Consider the following 25,403-nt stretch of genomic DNA (forward strand, 5'->3'; position numbering starts at 1 on the left):
CGACGACCGCGACTCAACTCCAGCGATCATTGCGGGAGAGAAGTATTATCACCGGGAGTTCATCGGCTGCAGTGACCTCAGAAGCGCCACATCAATTCGGCAGGCCGATCCTCCGGCGCAGCCGGGCATTCGGATCGGGCGAGCCCGAGGTCGGCAGGTTGTCCAGCCGGTCCGGCACCGCGGCAGCGTTGATCAGCTGTTCCCGCAGATCCTCGGTCAGCGCCCGCGCCTCGCGCTGGTCGCGCATGACGCGCGGGGTGATCATGATCAGCAGCTCGGTCCGCTGCCGCGTATTGCTCTGCTGCCCCGCCAGCGCGCCAAGCAGGGGGACGTCCTTCAGCCAGGGAATGCCCTGGTTTCCGACATTCACATTGTCCCGGATCAGCCCGGCGAGGCCGACCGTCTGGCCATCCTGCACCACCACCCGGGAGACGACGCTGCGTTCCTGGAAGGTCGGCGAGTTGATGCCCTGGGTGGTGATTCCCCTGGCGACGTCGCTGACATTCTGCATCACGTCGAGGGTGACCAGGCCGCCGCTGTTGACCCGCGGCGTGATCTCGATGATCACGCCGGTCTGCTGATAGTTGATCGAGCTGACCACCGGCGCGTTGGGCGTGATGACGCTCTGCGAGGTCTGGCTGAGATAGGGCACCACATCGCCCACCTGCAGCCGTGCGGTGTGGTTGTCGACGACCATGAGCTGTGGCGAGGACAGCACGTTCACCGTGGTGACATCCTGCAGCGCGGTGATCGCCATCGGCACGCCGGTGGCCCTGGTGCCGCTGAGGATGAAGCCCGGCAGCGTGGTGTTGAAGGCGATCTGCGCCGGGTTGAAGCCGCCCTGCGCGGCGCTGAGGACGCCGTTGAGGCCGCCGGAGCGGAAGAAGAACTGCGTGCCGTATTGCAGCGCGTCGTTCAGCGTGACCTCGGCGATGACGGCGTCGATGCGGACCTGCAGCGGCAGGATGTCGATCTTGCGGAGCATCGCCTCCACCGTGCCGACCTCGCGCCGCGTGCCATAGAATAGCAGGGCGTTGTTCTGCGGGTCGGGGATGATGCGCAGGCTGTCGGGGTTGGCCTCCACCCCGCTGGGGTCGAGCGGGCCAAGCAGCGGGTTGGCCGGGGCCGCCGGACCCGCGGGCGGCTGGCCCTGGCCGAGCAGGATCGGGGTGCTGCCGGCGGTGCTACCGCCCCCCGGCGTGGCGTTCGCCAGCCCGGCCGCGCCCAGGCCCGATCCCCCCGAGGTGCCGCCGGTGCCGAACCCGCGGCCGAAGCCGGTCCCGCCCATCGCCGGGCGGCCGGTGATGGCGGTGACGCCACCCCCGCCCGCCGCCTCACCGGGCCCCGATGCTGCCCCAGCGCCGGTGGCGCCGCGCAGGGCGCGGGTCGGCTGCGCCGTCACATTGTTCGGGGTGAAGGCCTGCTGCAGCAGGTAGGCGACGTCATTGGCGGTGCTGTTCTGCAGGTAATGCACGTGCCAGCTGCGGATCGTCTGCTGCCGCGTGCGGTCGATCAGCGCATGGATCCGGCGCGCCTCGTCGATGGCACGGGGCTGCTGGGCGACCACCAGCACGGCGTTGACCCGGGCCATCGGCACCACCCGCACCTGGCCCCCCGCGCCGCCGACCGCCGCGCGCAGGGCTTCCTGCAAGGCCGTGGTGACGTCCCGCACATCGCCGACGCCGACCGGCAGCAGGGCGTAGGATTGCCCGGCCAGCAGGTCGATGTCGAAGCTCCGCACCAGGCTCAGCAGACTCTCCCGCGCCTGGGGGTCGCCGCCGACCAGCAGCGCGTTGCGGGCCGGGTCGGCAATGATCCGGCTGCCTTCGGTGACATAGGGCTGCAGCACCCGGGCGAGCTCCTCGGCCGCGGCATGGCGCAGCATGACCACGGTGGTGCCGCCGACACCCTCGCTGGCCGCGGTGGCCGGCGCCTGGGCCGCGGGGACGATGCGGTAGAGCGTGCCGGAGCGGACCAGCGCCGCGCCATTCTGTGCCAGCAGCGCCTGCAAGGTTGGCAGCAGCTGGCTGCGCGCCAGGGGCTGCACCGTGCGCAGGGTGGCGGTGCCCTGCACCGCCGGGTCGATGGTGTAGTTCTCCCGCAGGATGGTCCCGAGGATCTGCGCCGCCACCTCACGAATGTCGGTGCCGGCGAAATCCAGCGAGATGTCGCCGCCCTGCTGCGGCGCGGGGCCGGGGGGCGAGGGCGGTTCGGCCGGTCTTCCATAGGCGATCTGCGGCACTCCGGCCGCCGTGGGCGTCCCGACGATGCTGTTGATGCGTGGCGGCGCGGCGGCCGAGCCGACGGGCGGTTGGCCGGGAAAGGCGCTGATCGCCGAGGTTTCGGGCGGCGTGCAGCCGCTGGCCAGCAACGCCAGCAGCCCGCGCAGCAACGCCCCGGCCGCGCGCCCATGATGCGCCGGTGGCACATGCCGGCCGGGCTGCCGGCCGGCGCTTCGCGGATCAACCAGTCCGAGGCATGGCGTGCCGGAAGCGGCTGGTGAGATAGCTGCCTCCGGCCTGGCGCTGGCGAAGGGCATGCGGGCCGCGGTCTGTCTCCAACGAGGCACAGCGTCTCCGAGCGATCATGGAGACGGCATCATTTCTACTTTTGGGTGCCAAATCCAATCACTCGGATCGTTCTTGGAACAACACTCTGCGAGGCGTCAACGATGCCCAGCCTCCCATACGCCACGGAAGTGGCAGGACGGACAGCAAGCCATCGTGTTCGCGTTCGGAGAAAATTCCTGGCCTCAGGAGGCGAGGGAAGGTGGTGGGCGCGACAGGGATTGAACCTGTGACCCTTCGCGTGTGAAGCGAATGCTCTCCCGCTGAGCTACGCGCCCGAGAGGCCGGGTGGATAGGCGGCACACGGGGGAGTGTCAAGCCGCTGCGTATCAGCGGCGTTGTGGCCACCGGCCCGCGGAGCGTAGCCTGCCGCGATGCGGCAATGCGGGCTGATCCCCCTGCTCGTCCTCTGCCTCGGCGCCCTTCTCCCGACGGCGGCCGGCGCCCAACCGCTGCTGGCGCATTACGAAGTGCGCGCCGCCGGCATCACGGTAATGCGGGTGGAGGTGACGCTGGATCTCGGCGGGCCGAACTACCTGGTTCGCACCCGCATCCGCACAACGGGCGTGGCTGGCCTTTTCTCCTCCGGCGACCAGGTCACCTCCGTCGAGGGCCGCTGGCAGGGCGCCGAGCCGATGCCGGCGCATTACCGGGTGGAGGGGATGTGGCACGGCACCCGCCGGCATGTGGTGATGAATTGGGTTCCACCTGGCATCCCCCGCCTCTCGGCGATCGAGCCGCCGAACGAGACGGAGCGGGAGGCGGTGCCGGATGCCCTGCAACGCGGCACGATGGACGCGCTCTCGGCGCTGGCCAAGCTGACCCGGGCGGTGGCGGAGACCGGCCGCTGCGACCTGCAGGCCGCGGTCTACGACGGTCGCCGCCGGGCGGATTACGCGGCGTGGACCCTCGGCTTCGCGCCGCTGCCGGCGGGCGGCGCCTGGTCCGGGGAGGCGCTGCGCTGCGGCTTCGAAAGCCGGGTCGTCGCCGGCTTCCGCGGCGACCAGGACCCGGAGGACGCACGCCGGCCGCAGCCCGCCTCTGTCTGGATGGCCGGCGTCGCCCCCGGCCGGCCGCCGCTGCCGGTGCTGGTCGAGATGCCGTCCCGCTGGTTCGGCACCATCCGGGCGACGCTGGTCGGGTTGGAGGCCGCGCCGCGGGGCGCGCTACCCACCGATGTCGCCCAGGCGCCCCCGCAATCCCGCCAGGGCCGCCGGTAGCGCCGCTGGCGCCGCGGCGGTGGCGGCGGCGCCCTCGGCCATGGCAGGCGTCCCATAGCCCCAGCCGGCGAAGATGCAGGGCACCCCGGCGCCGGCCGCCGCCGCCACGTCGTTGCGGTGGTCGCCGATCATCACCGCCCGGCCCGGCGTGCCGCCGGCCGCGGCGAGCGTGCCCAGCAGATGCCCAGGGTCCGGCTTGCGGACCGGAAAGCTGTCGCCACCGCCGATGGCGGCGAATCGGCCCTCGATGCCAAGGCCGCGCAGCAGCGCCAGGGTCGCGGCCACCGGCTTGTTGGTGCAGACCGCGAGCCGCCAGCCCGCCGCCGCCAGTGCGGTGAGCGCCTCCGGAATGCCGGGGAAGGGCGCGGTCGCCTCGGCGGCGCGGGCGGTGTAGTCGGCGGTGAAGCCGGCCAGCGCCGCCTCGGAGAAGGGCAGGCCACGGGCGGCGAGGGCGCGCTCCACCAGCACCCGCACGCCGTCGCCGATCATCCGCACCACCTCCTGCCGGGCGAAGGGTGGGCGGTCGAGCCGGGCCATCAGCCGGTCGAGCGCGGCATGGATGTCGGGCGCGCTGTCGACCAGCGTGCCGTCGAGGTCGAAGACGGCGAGGGGAGGCATGGCGCCACCCTGGCCTGCCCGGCCGCCGCGCGCAATCTGCCCGGGGGTGGCACGGCGCGGTATGGCGCTTGCCTCCAGTCAAACTTCCGGTCACATCCGGCAACCCAAGGTAACGCCCACAACCCTTGCCCGCGCCGCCCGCCCAAGTCTATCGGAGTCCGCGATGCCCGCCGCTGCCATCATCCTCGCCGCCGGACTTGGCACGCGCATGCGGAGCGCGCTGCCCAAGGCGCTGCACCCCGTGGCCGGCCGGCCCATGCTCAACCACCTTATCGCCGCCTGCGAGCAGGTCTTCGCCCGTATTGTGGTGGTGGTCGGGCCGGGGATGCCAGGGCTTGAGGCCGCCGCCCGGCCGCATGCCACGGTGGTGCAGGTGGAACGCCTCGGCACTGGCCATGCCGCATTGCAGGCGGCGCCGCTGCTGCGCGGCTTTGAAGGCGATGTCGCGGTGCTCTACGCCGACAACCCGTTGATCCCGGAAGCGACGCTGCGGCGGTTGCTGGACCGCCGGACCGAGGCCGGCCTCACCCTGCTGGCGATGCGCCCAGCCGATCCCGGGCGCTACGGCCGGGTGCTGACCGATGCGGCGGGCGACGTCGCGCGGGTGGTGGAATGGGCGGATGCCGATGCGGCGGAGCGCGCGGTCGGCCTCTGCAACGCGGGCGTGGTCGCCGCCCCGGCCAATGACCTGTTCCGCTGGCTGGAGGCGGTGCGGCCGGACAACGCCAAGGGAGAGTACTACCTGACCGACATCGTCGCCCTGGCCGTTGCCGAGGGCCGCCGCGTGGTTGCCGAGGAAGCCGCCGAAGCCGACCTTGCCGGCGCCAACAGCCGGGCCGAGCTGGCCCAGCTGGAGGCGACGCTGCAGACCCGGCTGCGCGCCGCGGCGATGGCGGGCGGGGCGACCCTGGTGGCGCCGGAGACCGTGTTCTTCTCCTGGGACACCAGGCTGGGCGAGGATGTGACGGTCGGCCCCAATGTCGTCTTCGGCCCGGGGGTCGCGGTGGAGGATGGTGTGGAGATTCGTGCCTTCTCCCACCTCGAAGGCTGCGTGATCCGGCGCGGCGCCATCATCGGCCCCTTCGCGCGGCTGCGGCCGGGCACCGAGATCGGGGCGGCCGCGCATGTCGGCAATTTCGTCGAGCTGAAGGCGGCGCTGCTCGGCGAAGGCGCCAAGGCCAACCACCTCAGCTATCTGGGAGATGCGGAGATTGGCGCCGGGGCCAATATCGGCGCCGGCACCATCACCTGCAACTACGACGGCGTCGCCAAGCATCGCACCCGCATCGGCGCCGGCGCCTTCATCGGCAGCGATGCCGCGCTGGTGGCGCCGGTCAGCATCGGCGACCGTGCCCTGGTCGCCGCCGGCAGCGTCATCACCGAGGATGTGCCGGCGGATGCGATGGCGGTCGCCCGCGGTCGCCAGGTGGTGAAGCCGGGGCGGGGGTTTCGCGGGAAGCAGGGAAGACCTCCCACGCCTCCGAAGGGAGCAAACTAGATGTGCGGAATCGTCGGAGTCGTCGGCAAGGCCGAAGCCGCGCCGTTGCTGCTGGAGGCGCTGCGACGCCTGGAATACCGCGGCTATGACAGCGCCGGCATCGCCACGCTGGTCGATGGCCGGATCGACCGGCGCCGCGCCGAGGGCAAGCTCGGCAACCTCGCCGGCGTGCTCGACCGCGAGCCGCTGACCGGCACCACCGGCATCGGCCACACCCGCTGGGCGACGCATGGCGCGCCGACCGAGCGCAACGCCCATCCGCACAGCACCCACCGCGTCTCCGTGGTGCACAACGGCATCATCGAGAATCACGCCGAGCTGCGCGCCGAGCTGGAAGCCAAGGGCGCGGTGTTCGAGACCGAGACCGACACCGAGACCTTCGTCCGCCTGGTGGATGATTTCCTCGCCCATGGCCTGGCCCCGGCGGAGGCTTTCGCCGCCGCGCTGAAGCGGGTGCATGGCGCCTTCGCCCTGGCCGCCATCTTCGCCGGCCATCCGAAGCTGCTGCTGGCGGCGCGGCAGGGCGCCCCGCTGGCGGTCGGCTATGGCGAGGGCGAGATGTTCATCGGCTCCGACGCGCTGGCGCTGGCGCCGCTGACCCGCCGCATCGCCTATCTCGAGGAAGGCGACTGGGTCGCGCTGGATGGCGGGGGCGCCCGCTTCTTCGACGCCGCGCATGCGCCGGTCGAGCGCCCGGTGGTGACCACCGCGGTCTCCGGCGCCGCGGTCGGCAAGGGCAACCACCGCCACTTCATGGAGAAGGAGCTGCATGAGCACCCGGCGGTGCTGGGCGACACACTGCGGCAATACCTCGACCCCGGCACCCAGGCGGTGCGGCTGCCGCGGCTGCCCTTCGACCCGGCAGTGGTGCCGCGGCTCACCATCTCCGCCTGCGGCAGCGCCTTCCTGGCCGGGCTCGTCGGCCGCTACTGGATCGAGCAGCTGGCGCGGCTGCCGGTGGATGCGGATGTCGCCAGCGAATTCCGCTACCGCAACCCGCCGCTGGCCGAGGGCGGCGCCGCCATCCTGGTCAGCCAGTCGGGCGAGACCGCCGATACCATGGCGGCGCTGCGGTTGCTGCGCGAGGCGAAGCAGTCCGTCCTCGCCGTGGTCAACGTCCCGGAAAGCTCCATGGCGCGGGAGAGCGACGCGGCGGTGCTGACGGTGGCGGGGCCGGAGATCGGCGTCGCCTCGACCAAGGCCTTCACCGCGCAGCTTGCGGTCATGGCCTGCCTGTCCATCGGCTTTGGCCGGGCCCGCGGCCATGTCTCGGCGGCGGATGAGGCGAAGCTGACCGAGGCGCTGCTGGAGGTGCCGAGCCAGGCCGCCGAGATCCTCGCCTGCGACGCGCAGATCCAGGCGCTGGCGGTGGAGGTGGCGAAGGCGCGGGACGTGCTGTTCCTCGGCCGCGGCAGCCTCTACCCCATCGCTCTCGAAGGCGCGCTGAAGCTGAAGGAGATCAGCTACATCCATGCCGAGGGCTATGCCGCCGGCGAGATGAAGCACGGGCCCATCGCGCTGATCGACAGCAACGTGCCGGTGATCGCGCTCTGTCCCACCGGCCCGCTGTTCGAGAAGACCGCGAGCAACCTGCAGGAAGCCGCGGCGCGCGGCGGCAGGATCATGGCCTTCACCGATGCGGATGGCGTTGGCCCGCTGTCGCGCTTCGCCGAGCAGGTGATCGAGCTGCCGAAGGTCGGCGCCTTCTCGACGCCGATCCTCTACGCCATTCCGGTGCAGCTGCTGGCCTATCACGTGGCGGTGCTGAAGGGCACCGATGTGGACCAGCCGCGCAACCTGGCGAAGAGCGTCACTGTCGAATAGCCGGCGGTGGGAGCCGCCTGTTACGTCGCCGGCACCACATTGCGCGGCCGCACCACGGCGAAAGCCACGGCGATCACCACCAGCACCGCCCCGGCCAGCGCCGGTGCGTGCCAGTCGCTGCTTGTCACGCGGTTGGCCAGCAGAGTCGCGCAGACCAGGGCGCCCAGCGCCGGCACCGCCGCCGGAACCTCGAAGCCGCCCTTCGGCTCGCCCGGCCGCCTCTGCAGCACCAGCAGCGCGATGTTCACGCCGGTGAATACCGCCAGCAGCAGCAGCACTGTCGCCGAGGCGAGCTGGGTGATGTTGCCGGCCAGCATCAGTGCCATCACCACGAAGAACAGTGCCACCACCGCGACATGCGGCGTGCGGGTTCGCGGATGCACCCGGCCGAGCGCCGCCGGCAGCAGCCCATGCTGCGCCATGCCATAGGTGAGGCGGGAGGCGGTGACGTAGTTCAGCAGCGCGGTGTTGGCGACCGCGAAGACGGTGATCGCGACATAGATCCAGCCAGGCAGCCAGGGCGCGGCACGGTTCATCACCTCGGCGAGCGGCCCCGGCATGACGGCGAGCTCCCGCCACGGCACGACGGACACCGCGGTGACGGCAACCGCCATGTAGAGAAGCGTCGCCGCGATCATCGCCGAGACGATGCCGATCGGCACGGTGCGGTGCGGGTCGCGGCATTCCTCGGCGACATTCAGCGTATCCTCGAAGCCGATGAAGGCGAAGAAGGTGAGGATCGCTCCCTGCAGCAGCAGCCCGGCGCCGATGCCCTCGGCGCTCGGCGTCTCCAGCAGGTCGGCGCCGCCCCAGTAGGGCAGGCCAACGGCGATCACCAGCAGCAACCCGCCCGCCTCCACCATGGTGCAGAGCACGTTGATCCACATGCTCTCGCGGATGCCGCGGAACACCACGCCGGCGATCAGCAGCAGGAAGCCGAGCGCGATCAGCACCGGCGGGATCGCCGGCACGGCGTTGAGGCGCAGCAGGTTCTCCGCCACCACCCATGACTGGGTGGCGACCGAGGTAAGGCCGGAGGCCATCACCGCCAGCCCGACCATCCAGGTGAGCAGCGGCCGGTGGAAGGTGCGGTGGGTGATGTAGGCGGCGCCGCCGGCCCGTGGATAGCGCGAGCCGAGCGAGGCATAGGAGAGCCCGGTGAGCAGCGCGGCGACCATCGCCACCGCGAAGCCGAGCCAGACCGCGCCGCCGAGCTCGCCCGCGGCACGGCCGATCAGCCCGTAGACTCCGGCGCCGAGCATGCCCCCCAGAGTGTAGGCGAAGAGTTGAAACGGCCCGATGCTGCGGCGCAGAGTGGGATTGCCGGATGCTGGATCGCTCACCTCGACCTCCGATCGAATTTCGCAACGTCTGGCTGCGCGACCGAAGCCTTGCCGATGCGCCACGAGCACCTGAACGCAGGCCGCCGCTCGATCACTGGTGCAGCATCCCTGCTGGTGACCCGGCCAGCGTATCGTGGTGTCGCCAGGGCTGGCCAGCATAAGGCGGTGCTGGTCTACTGGGGCGAATACCGGGAGGAGAACCCATGAGGGGAGTGGGGCGCCGGCCCTTGCTGGCCGGCCTGGGCGCGGCCATCGCCGGCCCCGCCGCGGCGCAGGGCCAGGAATGGCGGCCGGACCGGCCAATCCGCATGATCCTGCCGAACGGCGCCGGCAGCGGTGCCGACATCGTGGCGCGGGCGCTGGCGCAGAAGCTGTCCGGGATCCTCGGGCAGAGCGTCGTTGTCGACAACCAGCCGCAGGGCGTCGGCGCGGTCGGCATATTGGCCGCGGCACGGGCGCGGCCGGATGGTCAGACCCTGATGTGCGCCATCTCCTCGATCCTGCTGGCGCCGCTGGTGGATCCTTCGCTCGCCTATGACGTGCGAAGCTTCATTCCGGTGTCGCAGGTGCATCAGGCGGCGACGGTGCTCTGCGTGTCGCCGCAGGTGCCGGCGCGCAGCTTCACGGATTTCGTCGCCCTCGCCCGCACCACACCGGAGCGCTTCACCCTGGCGACCTACGGCCATGGCACCGCCAGCCATGTGCATGCGGCGCTGCTGAGCCGCCGCGCGCGGCTCGGCGTCGAGGTGATCCACTACAGCAACGGCCCGACGGCGATTCGCGACATGGCCGCCGACCATATCCGTTGCGCCTTCCTCGACAGCGGCTCCGGCATCGGCTCCTTCCGCGATGGCCAGCTACGGCCGCTGGCGGTCAGCGGCAGGCGAAGGCTCGGCGTGCTGCCCGATGTGCCAAGCTTCGGCGAACTCGGCTTTCCAGGCTTCGAGCCGGCGATCTGGCAGGCGGTGTTCCTGCCGCTCAACACCCCGGCGCCGATCGTCGGCACCATCGCCGCCGCGGTGCGCAACGCCGTCGCCACGCCGGAGCTTTCGGAGCGCCTGCGCAACATCGGCTTCGAGCCGGTGGGTGGCACGTCGCAGGAACTGGCCGCGATGCTGATCGCCGAGCGCGCCACCTGGGCTTCGACCATCGCAGAGACAGGGATCCGCCCGGCGTGAAAGAAGAATTCATCACCATCAACGGCTGCCGCATCTTCCTGCAGCGCGGCGGCGAGGGGCCGCCATTGCTCTGGCTGCATGGCGCCGGCGGCGGCGGGCGCTGGACTCCTGCGCTGCAGCGGCTGGCGCGGCGCTTCGACGTCATCGCGCCGGAACACCCGGGCTTCGGCCGCAGCGACACGCCGGCGTGGTTCGACAATATCCACGACGTCGCCTACTGCGTGCTCGATCTGCTGCGGGCGCTCGACCTGCGCGGGGTGCATATGGTGGGCGCCTCGCTGGGCGGCTGGGTCGCCGCCGAAGCCGCGGTGCGCAGCACCGACCGGCTGGCGAGCCTGACCCTGATCGGCCCTGCCGGCCTGCACATGAAGGGCGTACCGCGCCCTGACACCTTCCTCTGGACCGACGAGGAGGCGACCCGCGCACTGTTCCACGACCAGAGCCTGGCCGACGCCATGCTGGCGGTCGAGCCGGATGAGGCGGAGCAGGATCGCCGCCTGAAGAACCGCTTCGCCACCGCCCGCCTGGCCTGGGCGCCGCGCTGGTTCGACCCGCATCTGGAGAAATGGCTGCACCGGATCGACGTGCCGACCCTGGTCGCCTGGGGCGCCGAGGACCGCTACCTGCCGCAGGTCTACGCCGCGCATTGGGGCGGCCGCATCCCCGGCAGCGAGGTGCATGTCTTCCCCGATTGCGGCCATTCGCCGCAGTCCGAGAAGATGGACGCGTTCTGCACCCTGCTTGAGGATTTCACCGCGAGGATCGGCCGATGAGGTTCTTCTTCTTCCACCTGATGCCCTATGCGCCGCTCGATCCCGATTATGACAAGATCCACAGATCCTCCTGGGTCACCCTGCCGAACGACTACTACGACCCGGAGCTTGGCGCCGAGCTCTACAACCGCTACCTGGATGAGCTGGAATACGCGGCCGAGCTGGGCTTCGAAGGCATTGGCGTCAACGAGCACCACCAGAACGCCTATGGCCTCATGCCCTGCCCGAATGTCTTCGCCGGCATGCTCGCGCGGCGCATCCCGGCGACCGCGAAGATCGCGATCCTCGGCCGCGCCCTGCCGGTGCTGGCCAACCCGCTATCCGTCGCCGAGGAATTCGCGGTGCTGGACAATGTCACCCGCGGCCGGATCATCACCGGCTTCGTGCGCGGCATCGGCGCCGAATACCATTCCCTGGCGGTGAACCCGACCGAGAGCCATGCCCGCTTCCATGAGGCGCATGACCTGATCGTGCAGGCCTGGACGAAGCCCGGCCCCTTCACCTTCGAGGGGAAATACTATCATTTCCCGCATGTGAATCTCTGGCCGCGGGTCTACCAGGAGCCGCATCCGCCGATCTGGATTCCCTCCCAGGGCTCGCGCGAGACCATCGAATTTGCCGCCGCCCCGGACCGCCGCTACGTCTACCTGCAGACCGCCGCGCCTGCGGCGACGCTGTTCCGGACGATGCAGGGCTACCGCGACGAGGCGCTGCGCCAGGGCTACCAGTCGAGCCCTGACCAGCTCGGCTGGTCGATCAAGATCTATGTCGCCGAGACCGATGAGGCCGCCCGCCGGGAGGCCAGGCCGCATATCGAGAGCTTCGCCAACAAGTTCCTCCGCATGCCGCAGGAGATGCTGCTGCCACCGGGCTATACCTCGCTGGCTTCGATGAAAGGGCTGATCAACTCCCGCAAGACCATCACCGGCGGCTACCGGACGATGGAGCAGATGCTGGAGCAGGGCACCTTCATCTGCGGCAGCCCGCAGACGGTGATCGAGCTGCTGGCCGAGTACCAGCGGCGCGGCGGCTTCAACTTGGTCATGGCCGGGCTGCATTTCGGCACGCTGCCGCATGAGCTGACGCGGAAGAACCTCGAGCTCTTCGCCCGCGAGGTCATGCCGGCGTTGAAGGGCGCCGTGCCCGGTGAGGTACCACGCGTCGCCGCTGCGTGATCAGCGCCGCCGCGCTTCCCGGCGGGCGATCCAGGTGGTGCTGGCGAAGATGATCAGGCCGCCGATGAAGGTGGCCTCGCCCGGCACCTCGCCCCAGACGGCGAAGCCGAACAACGCCGCCCAGACCAGTTCGAGGAATTTGATCGGCTGCACCACCGACATGTCGGCCAGCGCGAAGGCGCGCGTCAGGCAGACATGCCCGGCGCTGCCGAGCGCGCCGGAGAGCAGGAACAGCGCCCACTGCCCGGATGTCGGCCATTCCCAGTGGGCCAGGGCGAAGGGCAGGCTGAACAGCGCCACCATGATCGACTGCCAGACCACGATCACATGCGCCGGGTCGCGCCGCGTCATCGCCTTGGTGATGAGGAAGGAGGCGGCGAACAGCGGCGCCGAGGCCAGCAGGATCAGGTTGTAGACGCCGCCGCTGCCCGAGAGATCAGGCGCCACCACCACCAGCACGCCGGCGAATCCGATCACCGCCGCCACCCAGCGCGCCACCACCATGCGTTCCTTCAGGAAGATCATGGCGCCGAGCATGATGAAGAGCGGCGTGGTGAAGCCGAGCGCGGTGATCTGCGCCAGCGGCACATGCGGCACCGCGAAGAACCACAGCAGCAGCCCGCTGGTATGCAGCGCACCGCGCCAGACCTGGCCCGGCAGGGTGTGGGGCCGATAGGCGGCAAGCCCGGCGCGCCAGATGAAGGGGATCATCACCACCACCCCGGCGGTGTAGCGCAGGAAGCCGGCAACGAATGGGTCCAGCTGCTGTGCCAGCAGCCGCAGCAACCCGTTCAGCAGGATGAACAGCACGCCGCAGGCCAGCATCCACAGCATGGCCCGCACCGTCGGGCTGGCGCCGGCGAGGCGCGACAGGCCCAGGGTCGCGGCGCGCAGCCCTTCCTCGGACATGATGCGGTTCCCTTCAGGTGGCGAGGAAGTCGAGCGCGGTCAGCGCCTGCGCCTGCGACACCTGCGCCAGTTCCTCGGCCAGCACGTATTCATCGGCGCCGCCCATGTTGTGCGGCGTTGGCCCATAGACGATCGCCGGCAGCCCGGCCATGCGGAACAACCGCGCCTCAGACCCGCCGACGCGCAGGCTGACGGCGCAGGGCACGCCCTGCGCCTCCGCCACCACCGCGGCGGCGTGGCAGACGGTCTCATGGTCCAGGCCGGTGTGGTTCGGCTCGAAGCGGCGCAGGATACGCCAAGTGATGCCCTCCCGCCCATCCAGGGCCGCCTCGGCGGTGGTGCAGGAGACGCCGACCAGCAGCCGGATGTCGGCGCCGGCCCACGCCAGAGCGGGCACGAGGTTCGCCGAGGCACCGCCCTCGATACGGCCGATATCCACGGTGACGCTGCCGGACACCTCGGCCTCGCCCGCGCCCGACAGCGGCTCGCTGATCGGCCGGGCCGCGGCGATGGCGGCGGTGACGGCGGGCGGCACGTCGTCCGTCAGCCATGGGGTGCCGAGCGGGCCCATGCTCTCCTCGTCGCCGGCCAGGGTCAGCACTGCCTCGCCCGGCCACAGCGCGCGGTGCTCGGTCAGCAGCGCCAGGGCGGCGACGGAGGCGCGGCCGGGTGCGTCATCGCCGCAGCATGCAGTGAATGGGCGGGCTTTGCAGGCCGGATTCACGCGAAGAAATCAGCCGAGCGCCGCATGGGTCGCCTCCGCCGCCCGCACGCCGCTGTCCCAGGCGCCACCGACGGTGCCGGCGTAGCGGCTGTGGCAGGCCTCGCCGGCGAAGCGCAGCCGGCCTTCCGCCAGCGCCGCTCCGGCCAGCACCGCACGTGCCCCGGCGGCGCCGACGCGGGCATAGCTGTAGCCGCCGCGGAACAGCGGATCGGCCGCCCAATGCGCCACCGTCGCGGCTTCGGGGAAGCTGCGGGCGACGGTCTCGGCACCGAAGTAGCGCGCCAGCTCGGCCCGCGCTGCGGCTTCGGCGGTGCCGGCATCGGGCATGGATTCCGCAAGCCGGCCGCCGAGGTAGCCCACCGCCCAGGGCCGGCCGAAGGGCCAGAGCATCCAGGAGATGGGTCGGTCCTCCGCCCCCTCCACCATCCGGCTCAGCCGGGCGAAAGGGCGCAGGCCGAACCGTTCCTCCCCCACCACCCGCAGCGCCACCTTCATCACCGGCGCCAGCGGCAGGCCGGCGATCGCCGCCCGTACCTCCGCCGGCAAGGGCGGGTCGAAGCGCAAGCCGCCGCCAGCGGGAGCATCCGCCAGCACCCCGGTGGAGACGGTGACGATCACCGCCCGCGCCTGCAGCGGCCCAGCCGGGGTCTCCACCACCTGGCCATCGATGATCCGCAGCGCCGGCGTTGCCAGCCGCAGCGGCAGCCCCTCCGCCAGCCGGGCGAGCAGCGTGCCGATGCCCTCCCGCAGCTGGAGGTTCTGTCCCTCCAGCAAGGTCGCGGCATAATCCTGCAGGCTGCTGCGGGTGGCCTCGATGCCGTTAATGATGGCGCCGAACCAATGGGTGACGGTGGCGTCCCAGGGCCCGCCGCGCGGCACCGCCTCGGCCAGCGGGATGTCGGGACCGCCCATGGCCGCGTGGGTGGCGGCAGCGGCCTCCCAGGCCTCGCAGGCGGCGTCATAGGCGGCGCGTTCCTCCGGCGTCGCCAGGCGGCCGCCGTGCGCCAGCAGCAGGTCGCGTTGCCGCCTGCCGTCGTCGTGGAGAGTGAAGCCGAGCGTCCGGGCCAGCGGCGTCAGCGGATTGTGCTCCGCCACATGCAGCCAGGAGGCGCCGAGGTCGAGCCCGGCCGCATCGGTCCAGGCCCGGCCACCGACCCGCGCCCCGGCCTCCAGCACCAGGCAGGAGCGACCCAACTCGCGCAGCCGCCGCGCCGCGGCAATTCCGGCGGCGCCGGCGCCGACCACCAGGACATCCGCGTCGAGCGCGCTGCTGGCCAGGCGCGACCGATTCAGCCCTGCGCGGCTGTCGCCGTTCCGGCCATCGGGCACGGCAGGGCGGCCTGCTGCGCTCACCGGCTGCGGAAGCGCCAGATCCCGTCCGGCGCGGCCTCCATCGCCACCCGCCCCTGGCGCTGCAGCCGCCGCAGATGCGCCAGCGTCTCGCCGACGGTGAAGCCGATCTGCGTCGTTTCGCCGGTGGCGCGGGGGAAGAGGATCTGCGCCGCCTCGAAGGCGGTCAGCGGCTCGCGGCAGGCCTCGGCCAGGGTGTCGAGGCGTTCGGCATGGTGGGCTGCCAGCATGTCCAGCCGGCGGTGCAGGGTGGCAAAGGGCTCGCCATGCGAGGGCAGCACCAGCGTATCCTCCGGCAGGGCCTGGAAGCGTTCGTTGCTGGCGAGGAAATCGCCCAGCGGATCCGCCTCTGGCTCGCCGGGATGCAGGCCGATGTAGGGCGAGATGCGCGGCAGGATCTGGTCGGCGGAGATCAGTACGCCGCGTTCGGCGCTGTAGAGCGTCGCCATGTCCGGGGCATGGCCGGCGCCGGTCATCACCCGCCACTCGCCGCCGCCGATGGTGACCGTGCGGCCGTCCTTCAGCGCATGGAAGCTGCGCGGCAACTCCCCCACCGCGCGCTGGTAGAGCGCGCCGCGGCTCTCGACGAAGCTGAGATACTCCGGCGCGCAGCCGGCACGGGTGTAATGGGCGATCTGCTGCGCCATCATGTCCGGCCCGCTGTCATACCAGAGGGCGCGGGCCATCAGCCATTCGATGCGGGTCATCATCGGCAATATGCCGAAGCGCTCGCAGAGCCATCCGGTCAGGCCGATGTGGTCGGGGTGGAAATGGGTGACCAGCAGCGCGGTCAGCGGCCGGCCGCCTAGCTCCGGCCGGGCCAGCACCTGGTCCCACAGCTCCCGCGTGGTACGGCCGGAGATGGCGGTGTCGATCGCCAGCCAGCCGCCGTCATGTTCCAGCAGCCAGATGTTCACATGGCCGGGGGGGAAGGGCAGCGGCATGCGCACCCGGAGCAGGCCGGGTTGCAGCACGCGGACCTCGCCGGGGGCGGGGGCTTCGGGCGCCAGGGGGCGGGCCAGAGGTGGCGAGGGCAGGTCGGGCATGAGGGGTAGGCTACACCCGGGTGGGCAGGTCAGGCGACCCCGCCGGGAGTCCTCAGGCCACGCCGGCCGACAACAGATGATGCAGGTGCAGCACGCCGACCGGCTTGGCGTCTTCCACCACCACCAGCTGGCTGACCTTCCGTGTGTTCATATCCTTCAGCGCGGCGCTGGCAATGCGGTCCGCGGTGGTGGTCAGCGGCTGGCGCGTCATCACCTCGGCGACCGGCCGGCGCAGGATGCCGTCATGCATATGCCGGCGCAGGTCGCCATCGGTGATCAGGCCGGCCAGCGCGCCCGTCGCATCGGTGACGACGGCGCAGCCCAGGCTGTGGCCGGTCATCGCCAGTATGGCGCAGGACATGGTCGCATCCGCCGGCACCAGTGGCAGATCGGGGGCCTTCTGCATCAGCTCGCCCACCGTCATCAGCTGGGCACCGAGCTTGCCGCCGGGGTGGAACTGGGCGAACTCGGCCGGGGTGAAGCCGCGGCGTTCCAGCAGCGCCATGGCCAGCGCATCACCCAGCGCCATCTGGATCAGGGTGGAGGTGGTCGGCGCCAGCCCATGCGGGCAGGCCTCGGTCACCGGCGGCAGCAGCAGCAGGATGTCGGCCGCCCTGGCCAGGGCGCTGTTGGCCCCGCCAGTCACGGCGATGAGGCGAAGCCCGTGCCGGCGTGAGTAGTGGATGATGTCGCGCAGCTCCGCCGTGCCACCGGACCAGGACAGCGCCAGCACGACATCCGCCGCGGCCAGCATGCCGAGGTCGCCGTGGCTGGCCTCCGCCGGATGCAGGAAGAAGGCTGGCGTCCCGGTGGAGGCCATGGTCGCGGCGATCTTGGTGCCGACATGGCCGCTCTTGCCCATGCCGGTGACGACCACCCGGCCAGGGCTGGCCACGATGGTCTCGACCGCGGCGACGAAGGCCTCGCCCAGCGCGCCGTCCAGCGCCTCGGCCAGCGCCTGTACGCCGGCCTGGCCCACTGCCAGGGTCCGGGCACCGGTCGCACGGATTCGGGCGGCGTCCTGCGGGGTGGCGGTGGTGCCGACCTGCTTGCGTTCCACGCTCATACTCTACCGTTCCTTCGGCGCGAGCAGGGATCGCGCGCGTTCGAGATCATCGGGCGTGTCGACCCCGAGCGGGACGACATCCACCTCCATCGCGTCGATCCGCATGCCGGCCTCCAATGCGCGGAGCTGTTCCAGCTTCTCCCGCTGCTCAAGCATGGAGGGCGGCAGTGCGACGAAGCGGGCCAGTGCCGCCCGCCGCCAGGCATAAAGGCCGATATGATGGTACAGCGGCCCCTCGCCCCAGGGGGCGGTGGCGCGGGTGAAATAGAGCGCGCGGTGGCGGCCATGGCCGAGCGGTGTGCCGACCATCTTCACGACATGGGAAGCAGTACGCTCTTCGGCCCGCACGATTTCCGTCACCAGTGTGGCGAGCGCCACCTCCGGCGTCTCCAGCGGGGCGAGGGCGATGCGGATGGCGCGCGGGTCGATGGTCGGCAGGTCGCCCTGGACGTTGAGCACCGCGTCGTAGCGGCCATCCGGATCGAGCTGGTCCAGCGCTTCCTGGATGCGGTCGGAGCCGGAGGGGTGGTCGGCCCGGGTCATCACCGCCAGCCCGCCGGCGGTGCGCACGGCATCGGCAATGGCCGGTGTGTCGGTGGCGATGGCGACCGGGCCGCAATCGGCCTCCTGCGCCCGCCGCAGCACATGGACGATCATCGGCACGCCATGGATATCGGCCAGCGGCTTGTTCGGCAGGCGCGTCGCGGCAAGGCGGGCCGGGATCAGGACGATGGGGGTCATGGCCAGGATCTATTGCGCGGCGCGGCGCTTCGCCAGCCGGTCGAACTCCATCAAATCGGCGATCAGGGCCGGGAAATCCCGCAGCGCGATCATGTTGGGGCCGTCCGACGGGGCGTTGTCGGGGTCGGGGTGGGTCTCGACGAACAGCCCGGCGACGCCGATGGCGACCGCGGCGCGGGTAAGCACGCCGACGAATTCCCGCTGCCCGCCGGAGGAGGTGCCCTGGCCACCCGGCTGCTGCACCGAATGGGTCGCGTCGAACACCACCGGCGCGCCCATGGCCGCCATGATCGGCAGGGCGCGCATGTCGGAGACCAGGGTGTTGTAGCCGAAGGAGACGCCGCGTTCGGTCGCCATGACGCGGGTGTTGCCGGCGCCGGTCACCTTGGCGAGGACGTTCTTCATGTCCCAGGGCGCCAGGAACTGGCCCTTCTTGATATTGACGACGCGGCCGGTGGCGGCGGCGGCCAGCAGCAGGTCGGTCTGGCGGCAGAGGAAGGCGGGGATCTGCAGTACATCCACCGCCTCCGCCACCGAGGCGCATTGCGATGCGTCATGCACATCGGTCAGCACCGGCAGGCCGAGGGTCTCGCGGATCTCGGCAAACACCGGCAGGGCGCCGGCCAGGCCAATGCCGCGGGCGCCGCTGGCGCTGGTGCGGTTGGCCTTGTCGAAGCTGGATTTGTAGACCAGCCCGATGCCGAGCTTGCCGGTGATCTCCTTGAGCGCCGCCGCCATCTCCAGCGCGTGAGCGCGGCTTTCCATCTGGCAGGGACCGGCGATGAGCGCCAGCGGCAGGTGATTGCCGAAGTGGACGCTGCCGAGGGTGATGACCGGATCGGGTTTGGCACTCACAAGCTTGGTCCTTTCAAGGCCGGTTCGGGGTCCTGATTCCGGACCGGCGGGCCAGGAGGTTGGGCGGGACAGTGTTGCCCGATCCGAACCTGGCATCATCGATGCATGCCTATTGCAACCAGGGGGTACGGGCCACGATATGCTGCCGGGCCGAACGATGCCGTCAGGAGGGCAGGCGGCAGGCGCTTCGGCAATCTCGGCTGCGGCACCCGGCAAAGCATCAGGATGGTGGATGGCCGAGTGCCTCTGGGTCGTCAAGCAGATTTATGTCAGTTGCTTCGTGGAGGGAACAAGAGCATTTCTTGCCTTGCCTCGCGATAGGGTGTGCGCATACGGAGCCAATTCCATGCGGCACTGGCGCCCCGGCGATCGGCCGCCCAGCGACAGCAGCGTTTTTCGAGCGGCGCTATCAGGACTTCGGAGGATTAAAATATGACGAAGGTTGCTGTCCTCGGCGAGCACATCAACATGGGATTGTACAGCACCCGGCCGACGGCCGATCTGTACCGGCAGACGGGTCTGAATACCGGAAACCTTGCCTTCATCTACGCCATTCTGAGCCACATTGCCGATACTGTTACTGTTCTTCCGTGGCATGCACGGGCCGACCGGTTCAAGGATATCGACATTGTCGTCATTCCTTGCGCCAATCAGCTTGGCAAGCACACCGACCTCGGCCGTCACGCCGAATTGCTGCGGGAAGCAGGGAAGCCGGTGGTGGCCATCGGGCTCGGCGCGCAATCCGAATCCATCACCGCGGACATCACGCTGAGCGATGGCACCCTGCGCTGGGTCCAGGCGATCAACGAGAGCCGGCCGACCAGCAGCCTGTCCAACATCTACACCCGCGGGCCCTACACCTCGCAGCAGCTGGAACGGTTCGATATCCGCGACACCGTGGTCGGCGGCTGCCCCTCGCATTTCATCAACCCGGCCCGCGACCTCGGCAAGCGCATCCATGCCGCCTGGACCGAGCACCCGGTGCCACGCTCCATCTCGGTCGCTGGCGGCCACCAGAAATGGGCCAAGGCCCGCATCGTCGAGCAGCAGCTCATTGCGCTGATGCAGGACCCGCGCAGCTTCGGCCAGTACATCGTCCAGTCGGAGGAGGATTTGGTCCTGCTGGCGCGCCATGACTTCGACAAGGTCGCGCCTGAGACGCTGGAGCAGATCCGCGCCTACCTGTGCCCGCACTACACGATGGAGGAGTTCAAGAGCTGGTGCCGGACCTATGCCCGCGCCTTCTTCGACGTGAACGCCTGGATGGACAGCCTGCGCGAGGCGGATCTGACGATCGGGCCGCGCTACCACGGCACCGCGCTGGCGCTGCAGGCCGAGCGGATGGGGGTGACCGTCACCATCGATTCGCGGACCCAGGAGCTCTGCATGCAGACCGGCGTTCCCTTCCTGACCGCCGAGGATCTGGCCACCCGCCCGCTGACCCGCACCTCCATCCGCCAGATGGTGAAATTCGACCCCGCGGCCTATGACCGGCACCGGCTGGCCAAGGTTCGGACCTACATCGAATTCCTTGAGGCGAATGGGCTGACGCCGGCGAAATTCCTGTACGATTTGGCCGCGGCACCGTAAGCGGCGGCGGATGCGGGTACCGGTATCTCGCGGCCGGCGGCATCGGCTCCGGCGAAGTCGTTCGGATCAGGCAGGGTTCAGGCCGAATGCAGTCCACGGTAGGGCCTGGTGGGCAGGCTCTGATCGGAATGGGCATGGATGGCCGACGAGGTGACGACGCTCCCGCTGACGACGGCAGCCTCGGACGCACCCGTGTTGCTGGAGGGAAGGGTCGATATCGCCGCCATCCGCGACGGCAGGCCCTATGCCGCCGGCTGGCTGCGCCCCGCCGCGGAATTTCGCGGGCCATTCCGCCTCATCCTGCTGGCCGGCGCGACGGAGATCGATTTCGGCGGCATCGCTGCGACCAGGGAGGCGCCGAGCCGCATTACCTTCGAACTGCATCGCGCCAAGCCCTGGAACGCCATCCTGCACCGGGCGGCGCAGCAGTCCTTCATGATCCGCAACCCGGCTGGCGTCTCGGCCCGGCTCGAGGTGGCGCCGCGCATGCTGCCGCTGGCGATGTTCTACAAGAGCCGCACGCAATTCTTTCATCATGTGCAGGATCCCGGCCGGCGCCATCCGGACCCGGAGACCGTGGCCTATCACGCCAGGCGGTTCCTCGACCGGCATCGCCACGAGGCGGTGCTCTGCGCCGCGGCGCTGACCATCCTCGGCTACCGGATCCTCGACAATACCAGCGGCGGTACCGCTGATGCCGAGGAGATCATCCGCGAGGCCGGGCCGGTCCTCGCCGCGCTCGAAACCTGCGACACCGAGCCGAAGTATCGCTGGTTCATTTCACTCATTATGGTCGTCCACTACCTGCAGATCCTGAACGGCAGGCCGGAGGCCTGTCTCGACCAGCTCCGTCAGGTTGTCGCCAGGTGGGAATTGGTGGTGCAGTCGCCAGCCCAGGCGGGCAACACGCTGAAGGCGGTGTTCCACCTCGGCAGCGCGCTGTGGAGGCTGGGCCAGCGGGAGGAAGCGGAGACGGTCTTCCTCATCGCCAAGGACATCGCGCGCCGTGCCGGCGCGATATGGCGCTTCACCAGCTGGCATTCGGCGAATGAGTTCGTCAACATGGGGCAGCTGACCAAGGCCTGCATGCTGCGGCTGGAGATGCTGCAGCACGCTGCGGAGGGCGGCTGGCGCGATGCCAGCTACATCAAAGCGGCCAAGGATCCCGAAGCCTTCCTGTGCCTCGGCTTCCCGAGCGCGGACATGCTCATGCAAGGGGCGATATAGCAGGCTGCGGAAAGAATGCGGCGCGTCCCCATTCTGTCATGCGCCGGCTTGACGCGCGCATCCAGATATTCGGCTGGCTGGTGATGGCTGGGTCAAGCCCGGCCACGAAAGGAGATGGCGGTCAGGAGCGTTGCCTGCCTTTTCAACAGCTTGCTAGAGCCGATTCGCACCCTCCGTAGATCCACTCTAGCCCTCGGCCATCCGCCGCTGCCGCACCGGCCCCGCCGCCATGCTGAACAGCCTTTCCCGCCCCAGCAGGAAGAGCCGCGCGCCGCGCGGGAACAGTCCGGCCACGGCCGGATCCGCCGCATCCAGCCCGCCGGCATAGGCACCGAAGGCCGGCAGCATCACCCGCCAGGCATCGGCCACGAAGCACGGCCGGGTGATGCCGCCGCAGCGGGTGGGCATGGTCGCCTTGGGGTGAAAATGGCCGGAGATCTCGCCCGGCTTCACCGGCCCGCGCCGCGCTTCATGGCGGAACACCAGCGGGCCGTCGGCGAACTCCTCCATCGCCGCCCCCGGCAGCCCGGCCGGCGCCACCGGGTCATGGTTGCCGAGCACCCAGAGCATCTCCGTGCCCGCCAGCATGCGGTGCAGCGCCTCCGCCTCACCGGCCGGCAGCCGGGCCGCGCCGCCGGCATCGTGGAAACTATCGCCCAGCGCGAGGACGCGCGCCGGCCGCCAGCGCCGCAGCAGCAACTGCAAGCGCTGCAGCGTCTCCCGCGTGTCATAGGGCGGCAGCAGGCGGCCGGCGGCGGCGAAGGCGCTGCCCTTTTCCAGATGCAGGTCGGCCACCACCAGGAGCTTGCGTCCCGGCCAGACCAGCGCGCCGGCGGGGTCGAGCATCAGTCGTTCGCCGGCGATGTGGATCGGCGCCGGCGTCATGCGCGGCCCATATGCTTCGGTACGCTGCGGATGAAGCGGGCATGGCGCGGCCGGTCGCCGCGTGTGCCCGCCTTGCCGCCATGCCGCGGCTTGTCGACCACACCGGGGCGGATGCGCACGCCCTCGGTCACCTCGGCGAGTAGCCCAACGAAATGCTCGGCGCCGCCGGTGACGTCCTCGACCAGCGCTTCCGCCTCGGCCAGCAACGCATCCTCGGCGCCGCCGGCGACCCATTCGCGCCCCTCCTCGATCAGCGCCGGCACCGCCAACGGCGAGACGCGATCGAGCCGCAGGTGGCGGATACGGCCCCGGGCGCGGGCCAGCAGCAACCCGATGCGCGCGACATCAGTGAGACCACCCGCCGCCTCCTGCCGCGTCGCCCGCAGCAGCACATGGTCGGGTTCGTGCTTGCGCAGCACGTCGTAGATCAGATCGGCATTCATGGTCATCTGGCGGGGACGCTTCTCCTGGCCCGGATGGTTCTTCTCGATCAGCCCGGCAATGGTGGCGATGTTGCGGAAGGTGCGGCGGAGCATGGAGCTTTCCGCCATCCACTCCTCCAGCTCCTCGCCGAGGATGTCCTCCTCGAACAGGGTCTCGACATCGGTCGGCTCGAAGGCCGACCAGGCCGCCAGTACGTAATCAGTGGCAAGGTAGCCGAGCGGGCCGAAGCCGGCGCGTTCCATCCGCTTGGTCACCAGCATGCCGAGGGTCTGGTGCGCCAGCCGCCCCTCAAAGCAATAGGCGACGAGAAACCAGCGGCCGCCGCGCGGGAAGGTTTCTATGAGCAGCCCGTCCGGCGCGGGCAGGGCCGATTGCCGGCGTTGCAGCTGCAGCCACTCGCGCACCGGCGCGGGCAGCAGACGCCATTTCTTCGGGTCGTGCAGGATCTCCCGCACCCGGGCCGCCAGCCAGGTGCTGAGCGGCAGCCGCGCGCCGGCATAGGCCGGCACCCGCGGCTCGCCCTCACCGCCGCGGGAGACCACGGCGGTCATCGCGTCCAGCGCCTCGAAGCGCAGTGTCTGGCCGGCGAAGATGAAGCAATCGCCCGGCAGTAGGGTGGAGATGAACCACTCCTCCACCTCGCCGAGCACCGGGCCGCCGCGCAGCCGCACCTTCAGCATCGGGCTCTCGACGATGGTGCCGAGGTTCATCCGCAGCTGCCGCGCCACCCGCTGGTCGCGCACATGCACCATGCCTTCGGCATCGCGGAACAGCTTGCGGAAGCGGTCGTAGCTGCGCAGCGCATAGCCGCCATCCTCGACGAAGCGCAGCACATCGTCGAACTCGCGGCGGGAGAGGGCGGCATAGGGCGCGGCGCGGGTCACTTCGGCGAAGAGCGCGTCCGGGTGGAAGGGGGCATGGCAGGCCATGGCCAGGATATGCTGCGCCAGCACGTCGAGCCCGCCGGGGCGCGGCGGGTCGCCGTCCAGCTCCTCATGCCGCACCGCCTCCAGCGCCGCGGCGCATTCGATCATCTCGAAGCGGTTGGCGGGAACCAGGATGGCGCGGGAAGGCTCATCCATCCGGTGGTTGGCGCGGCCGACCCGCTGCAGCAGTCGCGCCACGCCCTTCGGCGCGCCGACCTGGATCACCTGGTCGACGTCGCCCCAATCGATGCCAAGGTCGAGCGAGGCGGTCGCCACCACCGCCCGCAGCTTTCCAGCGGCCATCGCGGCTTCCACCTTGCGGCGCTGCTCGACTGTCAGGCTGCCGTGATGCAGGGCGATGGGCAGGTTGTCGTCGTTCAGCCGCCACAGCGCCTGGAAGATCAGCTCCGACTGGGCGCGGGTGTTGACGAAGACGATGGTGACGCGCGCATCACGGATGCGGCGGTAGATCTCGGGCGCGCTGGCGAGGCCCATATGGCCGCCCCAGGGCAGATGGCCTTCCGGCAGCATCACCGAAAGCTCGGGCGCGGCGCCGCCTTTCACCTGCATCAGTCGGACCTCGCCGGGCGCACCGCCGGGGGAGAGGAAGGCGCGCAGTGGTTCCGGATGGGCGACGGTGGCGGACAGCCCGACCCGCCGCGCCGCCGGGGCCAGCCGGGCCAGCCGAGCCAGGCCCAGTGCGAGCTGGTCGCCGCGCTTGGTCCCGGCCAGGGCGTGGATCTCATCCACCACCACCGCGCCGAGGCCGGCGAAGAACGCCGCGGCCTCCGGCGCGGCGAGCAGCAGCAGCAGGCTTTCCGGTGTGGTCAGCAAGATGTGCGGCGGATCCTCGCGCTGCCGGCTACGGCGGTTCTGCGGGGTGTCGCCGGTGCGGGTCTCGATGCGGATGGGCAGGCCCATCTCCTCGACCGGGGCCAGCAGGTTGCGGGCGATATCGACTGCCAGCGCCTTCAGCGGCGAGACGTAGAGGGTGTGCAGCGCGCCCGGCCCGTTCGGGCGCGACGTCCGGCCAAGCGCGATCAGGCTTGGCAGGAAGCCGGCCAGGGTCTTGCCGCCGCCGGTCGGGGCGATAAGCAGGGCGCTCTCCCCCGCTTCCGCCGCCCGCAACAGGGCAAGCTGGTGCGGCCGCGGGGTCCAGCCGCGGCCGGCAAACCAGGCGGCGAAAGGTTCTGGCAATGTTCCCATGCGCCGCCAATATGGCGGCGCCCGGCGGGATCGGAAAGCCCGTCGATGGTGGTCCCGCGTCAGAGCGCCGATTGCTCTGTTGAAACCCTGGCTTGGCTGGGTACTTTGGGCGGCTATCTTGGGATGAGCGGTCCGGAGGTGGTCGATGCGGACGCTTTCGAAGTCGGCGCTGCGGGTGGCCGGTGAGGCGCTTGCGGTGGGGCGGACGGCACTGCCTGCCTATGGCAGCCACTACTCG

The 25,403-nt window shown here is 70.5% G+C and carries 21 protein-coding genes and 1 tRNA gene; 9 read left to right on the forward strand and 13 right to left on the reverse strand.

Translation table 11 applies throughout. From position 1 onward, the window contains the following. Positions 1 to 91: 91 nt before the first annotated feature. Both gspD and H7965_RS16965 read right to left on the reverse strand, forming a co-directional pair. Entirely contained in the window at positions 92 to 2,428 is a 2,337-nt protein-coding gene (gspD, locus tag H7965_RS16960; protein ID WP_229682670.1) for a type II secretion system secretin GspD, read from the reverse strand. A 342-nt stretch (positions 2,429 to 2,770) separates the two neighbouring features. Continuing rightward, positions 2,771 to 2,845, reverse strand: a tRNA-Val gene (locus H7965_RS16965). A 96-nt stretch (positions 2,846 to 2,941) separates the two neighbouring features. On the opposite strand from H7965_RS16965, the gene H7965_RS16970 reads away from it, so the two are divergent. Further along, positions 2,942 to 3,787, forward strand: a complete 846-nt coding sequence (locus H7965_RS16970) for a DUF3108 domain-containing protein (RefSeq protein WP_186771774.1) — start codon at positions 2,942 to 2,944, stop codon at positions 3,785 to 3,787. Here H7965_RS16970 and gph read toward each other — a convergent pair. Beyond that, positions 3,734 to 4,405, reverse strand: coding sequence for a phosphoglycolate phosphatase (gph, locus tag H7965_RS16975; RefSeq protein ID WP_186771775.1), 672 nt, complete (start codon positions 4,403 to 4,405; stop codon positions 3,734 to 3,736). The genes H7965_RS16970 and gph overlap by 54 nt on opposite strands. Before the next feature lie 163 nt (positions 4,406 to 4,568). On the opposite strand from gph, the gene glmU reads away from it, so the two are divergent. Both glmU and glmS read left to right on the forward strand, forming a co-directional pair. Further along, the gene (gene glmU, locus H7965_RS16980; protein ID WP_186771776.1) at positions 4,569 to 5,903 is read left to right on the forward strand and encodes a bifunctional UDP-N-acetylglucosamine diphosphorylase/glucosamine-1-phosphate N-acetyltransferase GlmU; all 1,335 of its coding nucleotides are present in this window, start codon (positions 4,569 to 4,571) and stop codon (positions 5,901 to 5,903) included. Continuing rightward, positions 5,904 to 7,727, forward strand: coding sequence for a glutamine--fructose-6-phosphate transaminase (isomerizing) (gene glmS, locus H7965_RS16985; RefSeq protein ID WP_186771777.1), 1,824 nt, complete (start codon positions 5,904 to 5,906; stop codon positions 7,725 to 7,727). Positions 7,728 to 7,747: 20 nt separating this feature from the next. Here the strand turns inward: glmS and H7965_RS16990 are convergent, their stop codons facing one another. Further along, positions 7,748 to 9,070, reverse strand: a complete 1,323-nt coding sequence (locus H7965_RS16990) for an APC family permease (protein WP_222440664.1) — start codon at positions 9,068 to 9,070, stop codon at positions 7,748 to 7,750. A 54-nt stretch (positions 9,071 to 9,124) separates the two neighbouring features. Between H7965_RS16990 and H7965_RS30395 the strand changes: the two genes are divergently transcribed. Genes H7965_RS30395 through H7965_RS17005 form a run of 4 tightly spaced genes read left to right on the forward strand, consistent with a single transcriptional unit; the run spans position 9,125 to position 12,196 of the window. After that, the gene (locus H7965_RS30395; protein WP_222440665.1) at positions 9,125 to 9,277 is read left to right on the forward strand and encodes a hypothetical protein; all 153 of its coding nucleotides are present in this window, start codon (positions 9,125 to 9,127) and stop codon (positions 9,275 to 9,277) included. Beyond that, the gene (locus tag H7965_RS16995) at positions 9,274 to 10,248 is read left to right on the forward strand and encodes a Bug family tripartite tricarboxylate transporter substrate binding protein (RefSeq protein WP_186771779.1); all 975 of its coding nucleotides are present in this window, start codon (positions 9,274 to 9,276) and stop codon (positions 10,246 to 10,248) included. The genes H7965_RS30395 and H7965_RS16995 overlap by 4 nt, the downstream gene beginning before the upstream one ends. After that, on the forward strand, positions 10,245 to 11,021 hold the full coding sequence (locus H7965_RS17000) for an alpha/beta fold hydrolase (RefSeq protein ID WP_186771780.1): 777 nt from the start codon (positions 10,245 to 10,247) through the stop codon (positions 11,019 to 11,021). Before H7965_RS16995 ends, H7965_RS17000 begins: the two co-directional genes overlap by 4 nt. Then, positions 11,018 to 12,196, forward strand: a complete 1,179-nt coding sequence (locus H7965_RS17005) for an LLM class flavin-dependent oxidoreductase (RefSeq protein ID WP_186771781.1) — start codon at positions 11,018 to 11,020, stop codon at positions 12,194 to 12,196. The genes H7965_RS17000 and H7965_RS17005 overlap by 4 nt, the downstream gene beginning before the upstream one ends. Here the strand turns inward: H7965_RS17005 and H7965_RS17010 are convergent, their stop codons facing one another. The 7 genes from H7965_RS17010 to kdsA are packed head-to-tail and all read right to left on the reverse strand — an operon-like array spanning position 12,197 to position 18,887. Next, a complete protein-coding gene (locus H7965_RS17010) occupies positions 12,197 to 13,105 on the reverse strand; it encodes a DMT family transporter (protein WP_186771782.1) in 909 nt (302 codons plus the stop codon). A 13-nt stretch (positions 13,106 to 13,118) separates the two neighbouring features. Continuing rightward, the gene (locus tag H7965_RS17015) at positions 13,119 to 13,829 is read right to left on the reverse strand and encodes a M20/M25/M40 family metallo-hydrolase (RefSeq protein WP_186771783.1); all 711 of its coding nucleotides are present in this window, start codon (positions 13,827 to 13,829) and stop codon (positions 13,119 to 13,121) included. 9 nt (positions 13,830 to 13,838) lie between these two features. Beyond that, a complete protein-coding gene (locus H7965_RS17020) occupies positions 13,839 to 15,158 on the reverse strand; it encodes a flavin monoamine oxidase family protein (protein WP_186771784.1) in 1,320 nt (439 codons plus the stop codon). 20 nt (positions 15,159 to 15,178) lie between these two features. Continuing rightward, positions 15,179 to 16,225, reverse strand: a complete 1,047-nt coding sequence (locus tag H7965_RS17025) for an MBL fold metallo-hydrolase (RefSeq protein WP_186771785.1) — start codon at positions 16,223 to 16,225, stop codon at positions 15,179 to 15,181. Between the two features lie 52 nt (positions 16,226 to 16,277). Then, a complete protein-coding gene (locus H7965_RS17030; protein WP_186771786.1) occupies positions 16,278 to 17,291 on the reverse strand; it encodes a KpsF/GutQ family sugar-phosphate isomerase in 1,014 nt (337 codons plus the stop codon). Between the two features lie 3 nt (positions 17,292 to 17,294). Next, complete coding sequence (locus H7965_RS17035) at positions 17,295 to 18,032, reverse strand: 3-deoxy-manno-octulosonate cytidylyltransferase (protein ID WP_186771787.1); 738 nt, start codon at positions 18,030 to 18,032, stop codon at positions 17,295 to 17,297. A gap of 9 nt (positions 18,033 to 18,041) precedes the next feature. Further along, positions 18,042 to 18,887, reverse strand: a complete 846-nt coding sequence (gene kdsA / locus H7965_RS17040) for a 3-deoxy-8-phosphooctulonate synthase (RefSeq protein ID WP_229682671.1) — start codon at positions 18,885 to 18,887, stop codon at positions 18,042 to 18,044. Positions 18,888 to 19,319: 432 nt separating this feature from the next. Between kdsA and H7965_RS17045 the strand changes: the two genes are divergently transcribed. Then, a complete protein-coding gene (locus tag H7965_RS17045) occupies positions 19,320 to 20,477 on the forward strand; it encodes a polysaccharide pyruvyl transferase family protein (RefSeq protein ID WP_186771789.1) in 1,158 nt (385 codons plus the stop codon). Between the two features lie 138 nt (positions 20,478 to 20,615). Continuing rightward, complete coding sequence (locus tag H7965_RS17050; RefSeq protein ID WP_186771790.1) at positions 20,616 to 21,704, forward strand: hypothetical protein; 1,089 nt, start codon at positions 20,616 to 20,618, stop codon at positions 21,702 to 21,704. Between the two features lie 186 nt (positions 21,705 to 21,890). Here H7965_RS17050 and pdeM read toward each other — a convergent pair whose 3' ends face one another. Continuing rightward, on the reverse strand, positions 21,891 to 22,589 hold the full coding sequence (pdeM, locus tag H7965_RS17055) for a ligase-associated DNA damage response endonuclease PdeM (protein WP_186771791.1): 699 nt from the start codon (positions 22,587 to 22,589) through the stop codon (positions 21,891 to 21,893). After that, positions 22,586 to 25,165, reverse strand: a complete 2,580-nt coding sequence (locus H7965_RS17060) for a ligase-associated DNA damage response DEXH box helicase (RefSeq protein ID WP_186771792.1) — start codon at positions 25,163 to 25,165, stop codon at positions 22,586 to 22,588. Before H7965_RS17060 ends, pdeM begins: the two co-directional genes overlap by 4 nt. Positions 25,166 to 25,403 lie beyond the last annotated feature (238 nt).

Source organism: Siccirubricoccus deserti (genome assembly GCF_014283215.1).
GTDB classification, from domain to species: Bacteria; Pseudomonadota; Alphaproteobacteria; order Acetobacterales; family Acetobacteraceae; genus Siccirubricoccus; species Siccirubricoccus deserti.

What these genes read in the sequence shown, in the direction of transcription:
- H7965_RS16970 (WP_186771774.1), top strand. Translation starts at nt 2,942, where the DNA reads ATGCGGCAATGCGGGCTGATCCCCCTGCTCGTCCTCTGCCTCGGCGCC.
- glmU (WP_186771776.1), top strand. Translation starts at nt 4,569, where the DNA reads ATGCCCGCCGCTGCCATCATCCTCGCCGCCGGACTTGGCACGCGCATG.
- H7965_RS17050 (WP_186771790.1), top strand. Translation starts at nt 20,616, where the DNA reads ATGGCCGACGAGGTGACGACGCTCCCGCTGACGACGGCAGCCTCGGAC.
- pdeM (WP_186771791.1), bottom strand. Translation starts at nt 22,589, where the DNA reads ATGACGCCGGCGCCGATCCACATCGCCGGCGAACGACTGATGCTCGAC.
- glmS (WP_186771777.1), top strand. Translation starts at nt 5,904, where the DNA reads ATGTGCGGAATCGTCGGAGTCGTCGGCAAGGCCGAAGCCGCGCCGTTG.
- H7965_RS17045 (WP_186771789.1), top strand. Translation starts at nt 19,320, where the DNA reads ATGACGAAGGTTGCTGTCCTCGGCGAGCACATCAACATGGGATTGTAC.
- H7965_RS30395 (WP_222440665.1), top strand. Translation starts at nt 9,125, where the DNA reads ATGCGCCACGAGCACCTGAACGCAGGCCGCCGCTCGATCACTGGTGCA.
- H7965_RS17060 (WP_186771792.1), bottom strand. Translation starts at nt 25,165, where the DNA reads ATGGGAACATTGCCAGAACCTTTCGCCGCCTGGTTTGCCGGCCGCGGC.
- H7965_RS17030 (WP_186771786.1), bottom strand. Translation starts at nt 17,291, where the DNA reads ATGAGCGTGGAACGCAAGCAGGTCGGCACCACCGCCACCCCGCAGGAC.
- H7965_RS16995 (WP_186771779.1), top strand. Translation starts at nt 9,274, where the DNA reads ATGAGGGGAGTGGGGCGCCGGCCCTTGCTGGCCGGCCTGGGCGCGGCC.
- gph (WP_186771775.1), bottom strand. Translation starts at nt 4,405, where the DNA reads ATGCCTCCCCTCGCCGTCTTCGACCTCGACGGCACGCTGGTCGACAGC.
- H7965_RS17010 (WP_186771782.1), bottom strand. Translation starts at nt 13,105, where the DNA reads ATGTCCGAGGAAGGGCTGCGCGCCGCGACCCTGGGCCTGTCGCGCCTC.
- H7965_RS17005 (WP_186771781.1), top strand. Translation starts at nt 11,018, where the DNA reads ATGAGGTTCTTCTTCTTCCACCTGATGCCCTATGCGCCGCTCGATCCC.
- H7965_RS17035 (WP_186771787.1), bottom strand. Translation starts at nt 18,032, where the DNA reads ATGACCCCCATCGTCCTGATCCCGGCCCGCCTTGCCGCGACGCGCCTG.
- H7965_RS17025 (WP_186771785.1), bottom strand. Translation starts at nt 16,225, where the DNA reads ATGCCCGACCTGCCCTCGCCACCTCTGGCCCGCCCCCTGGCGCCCGAA.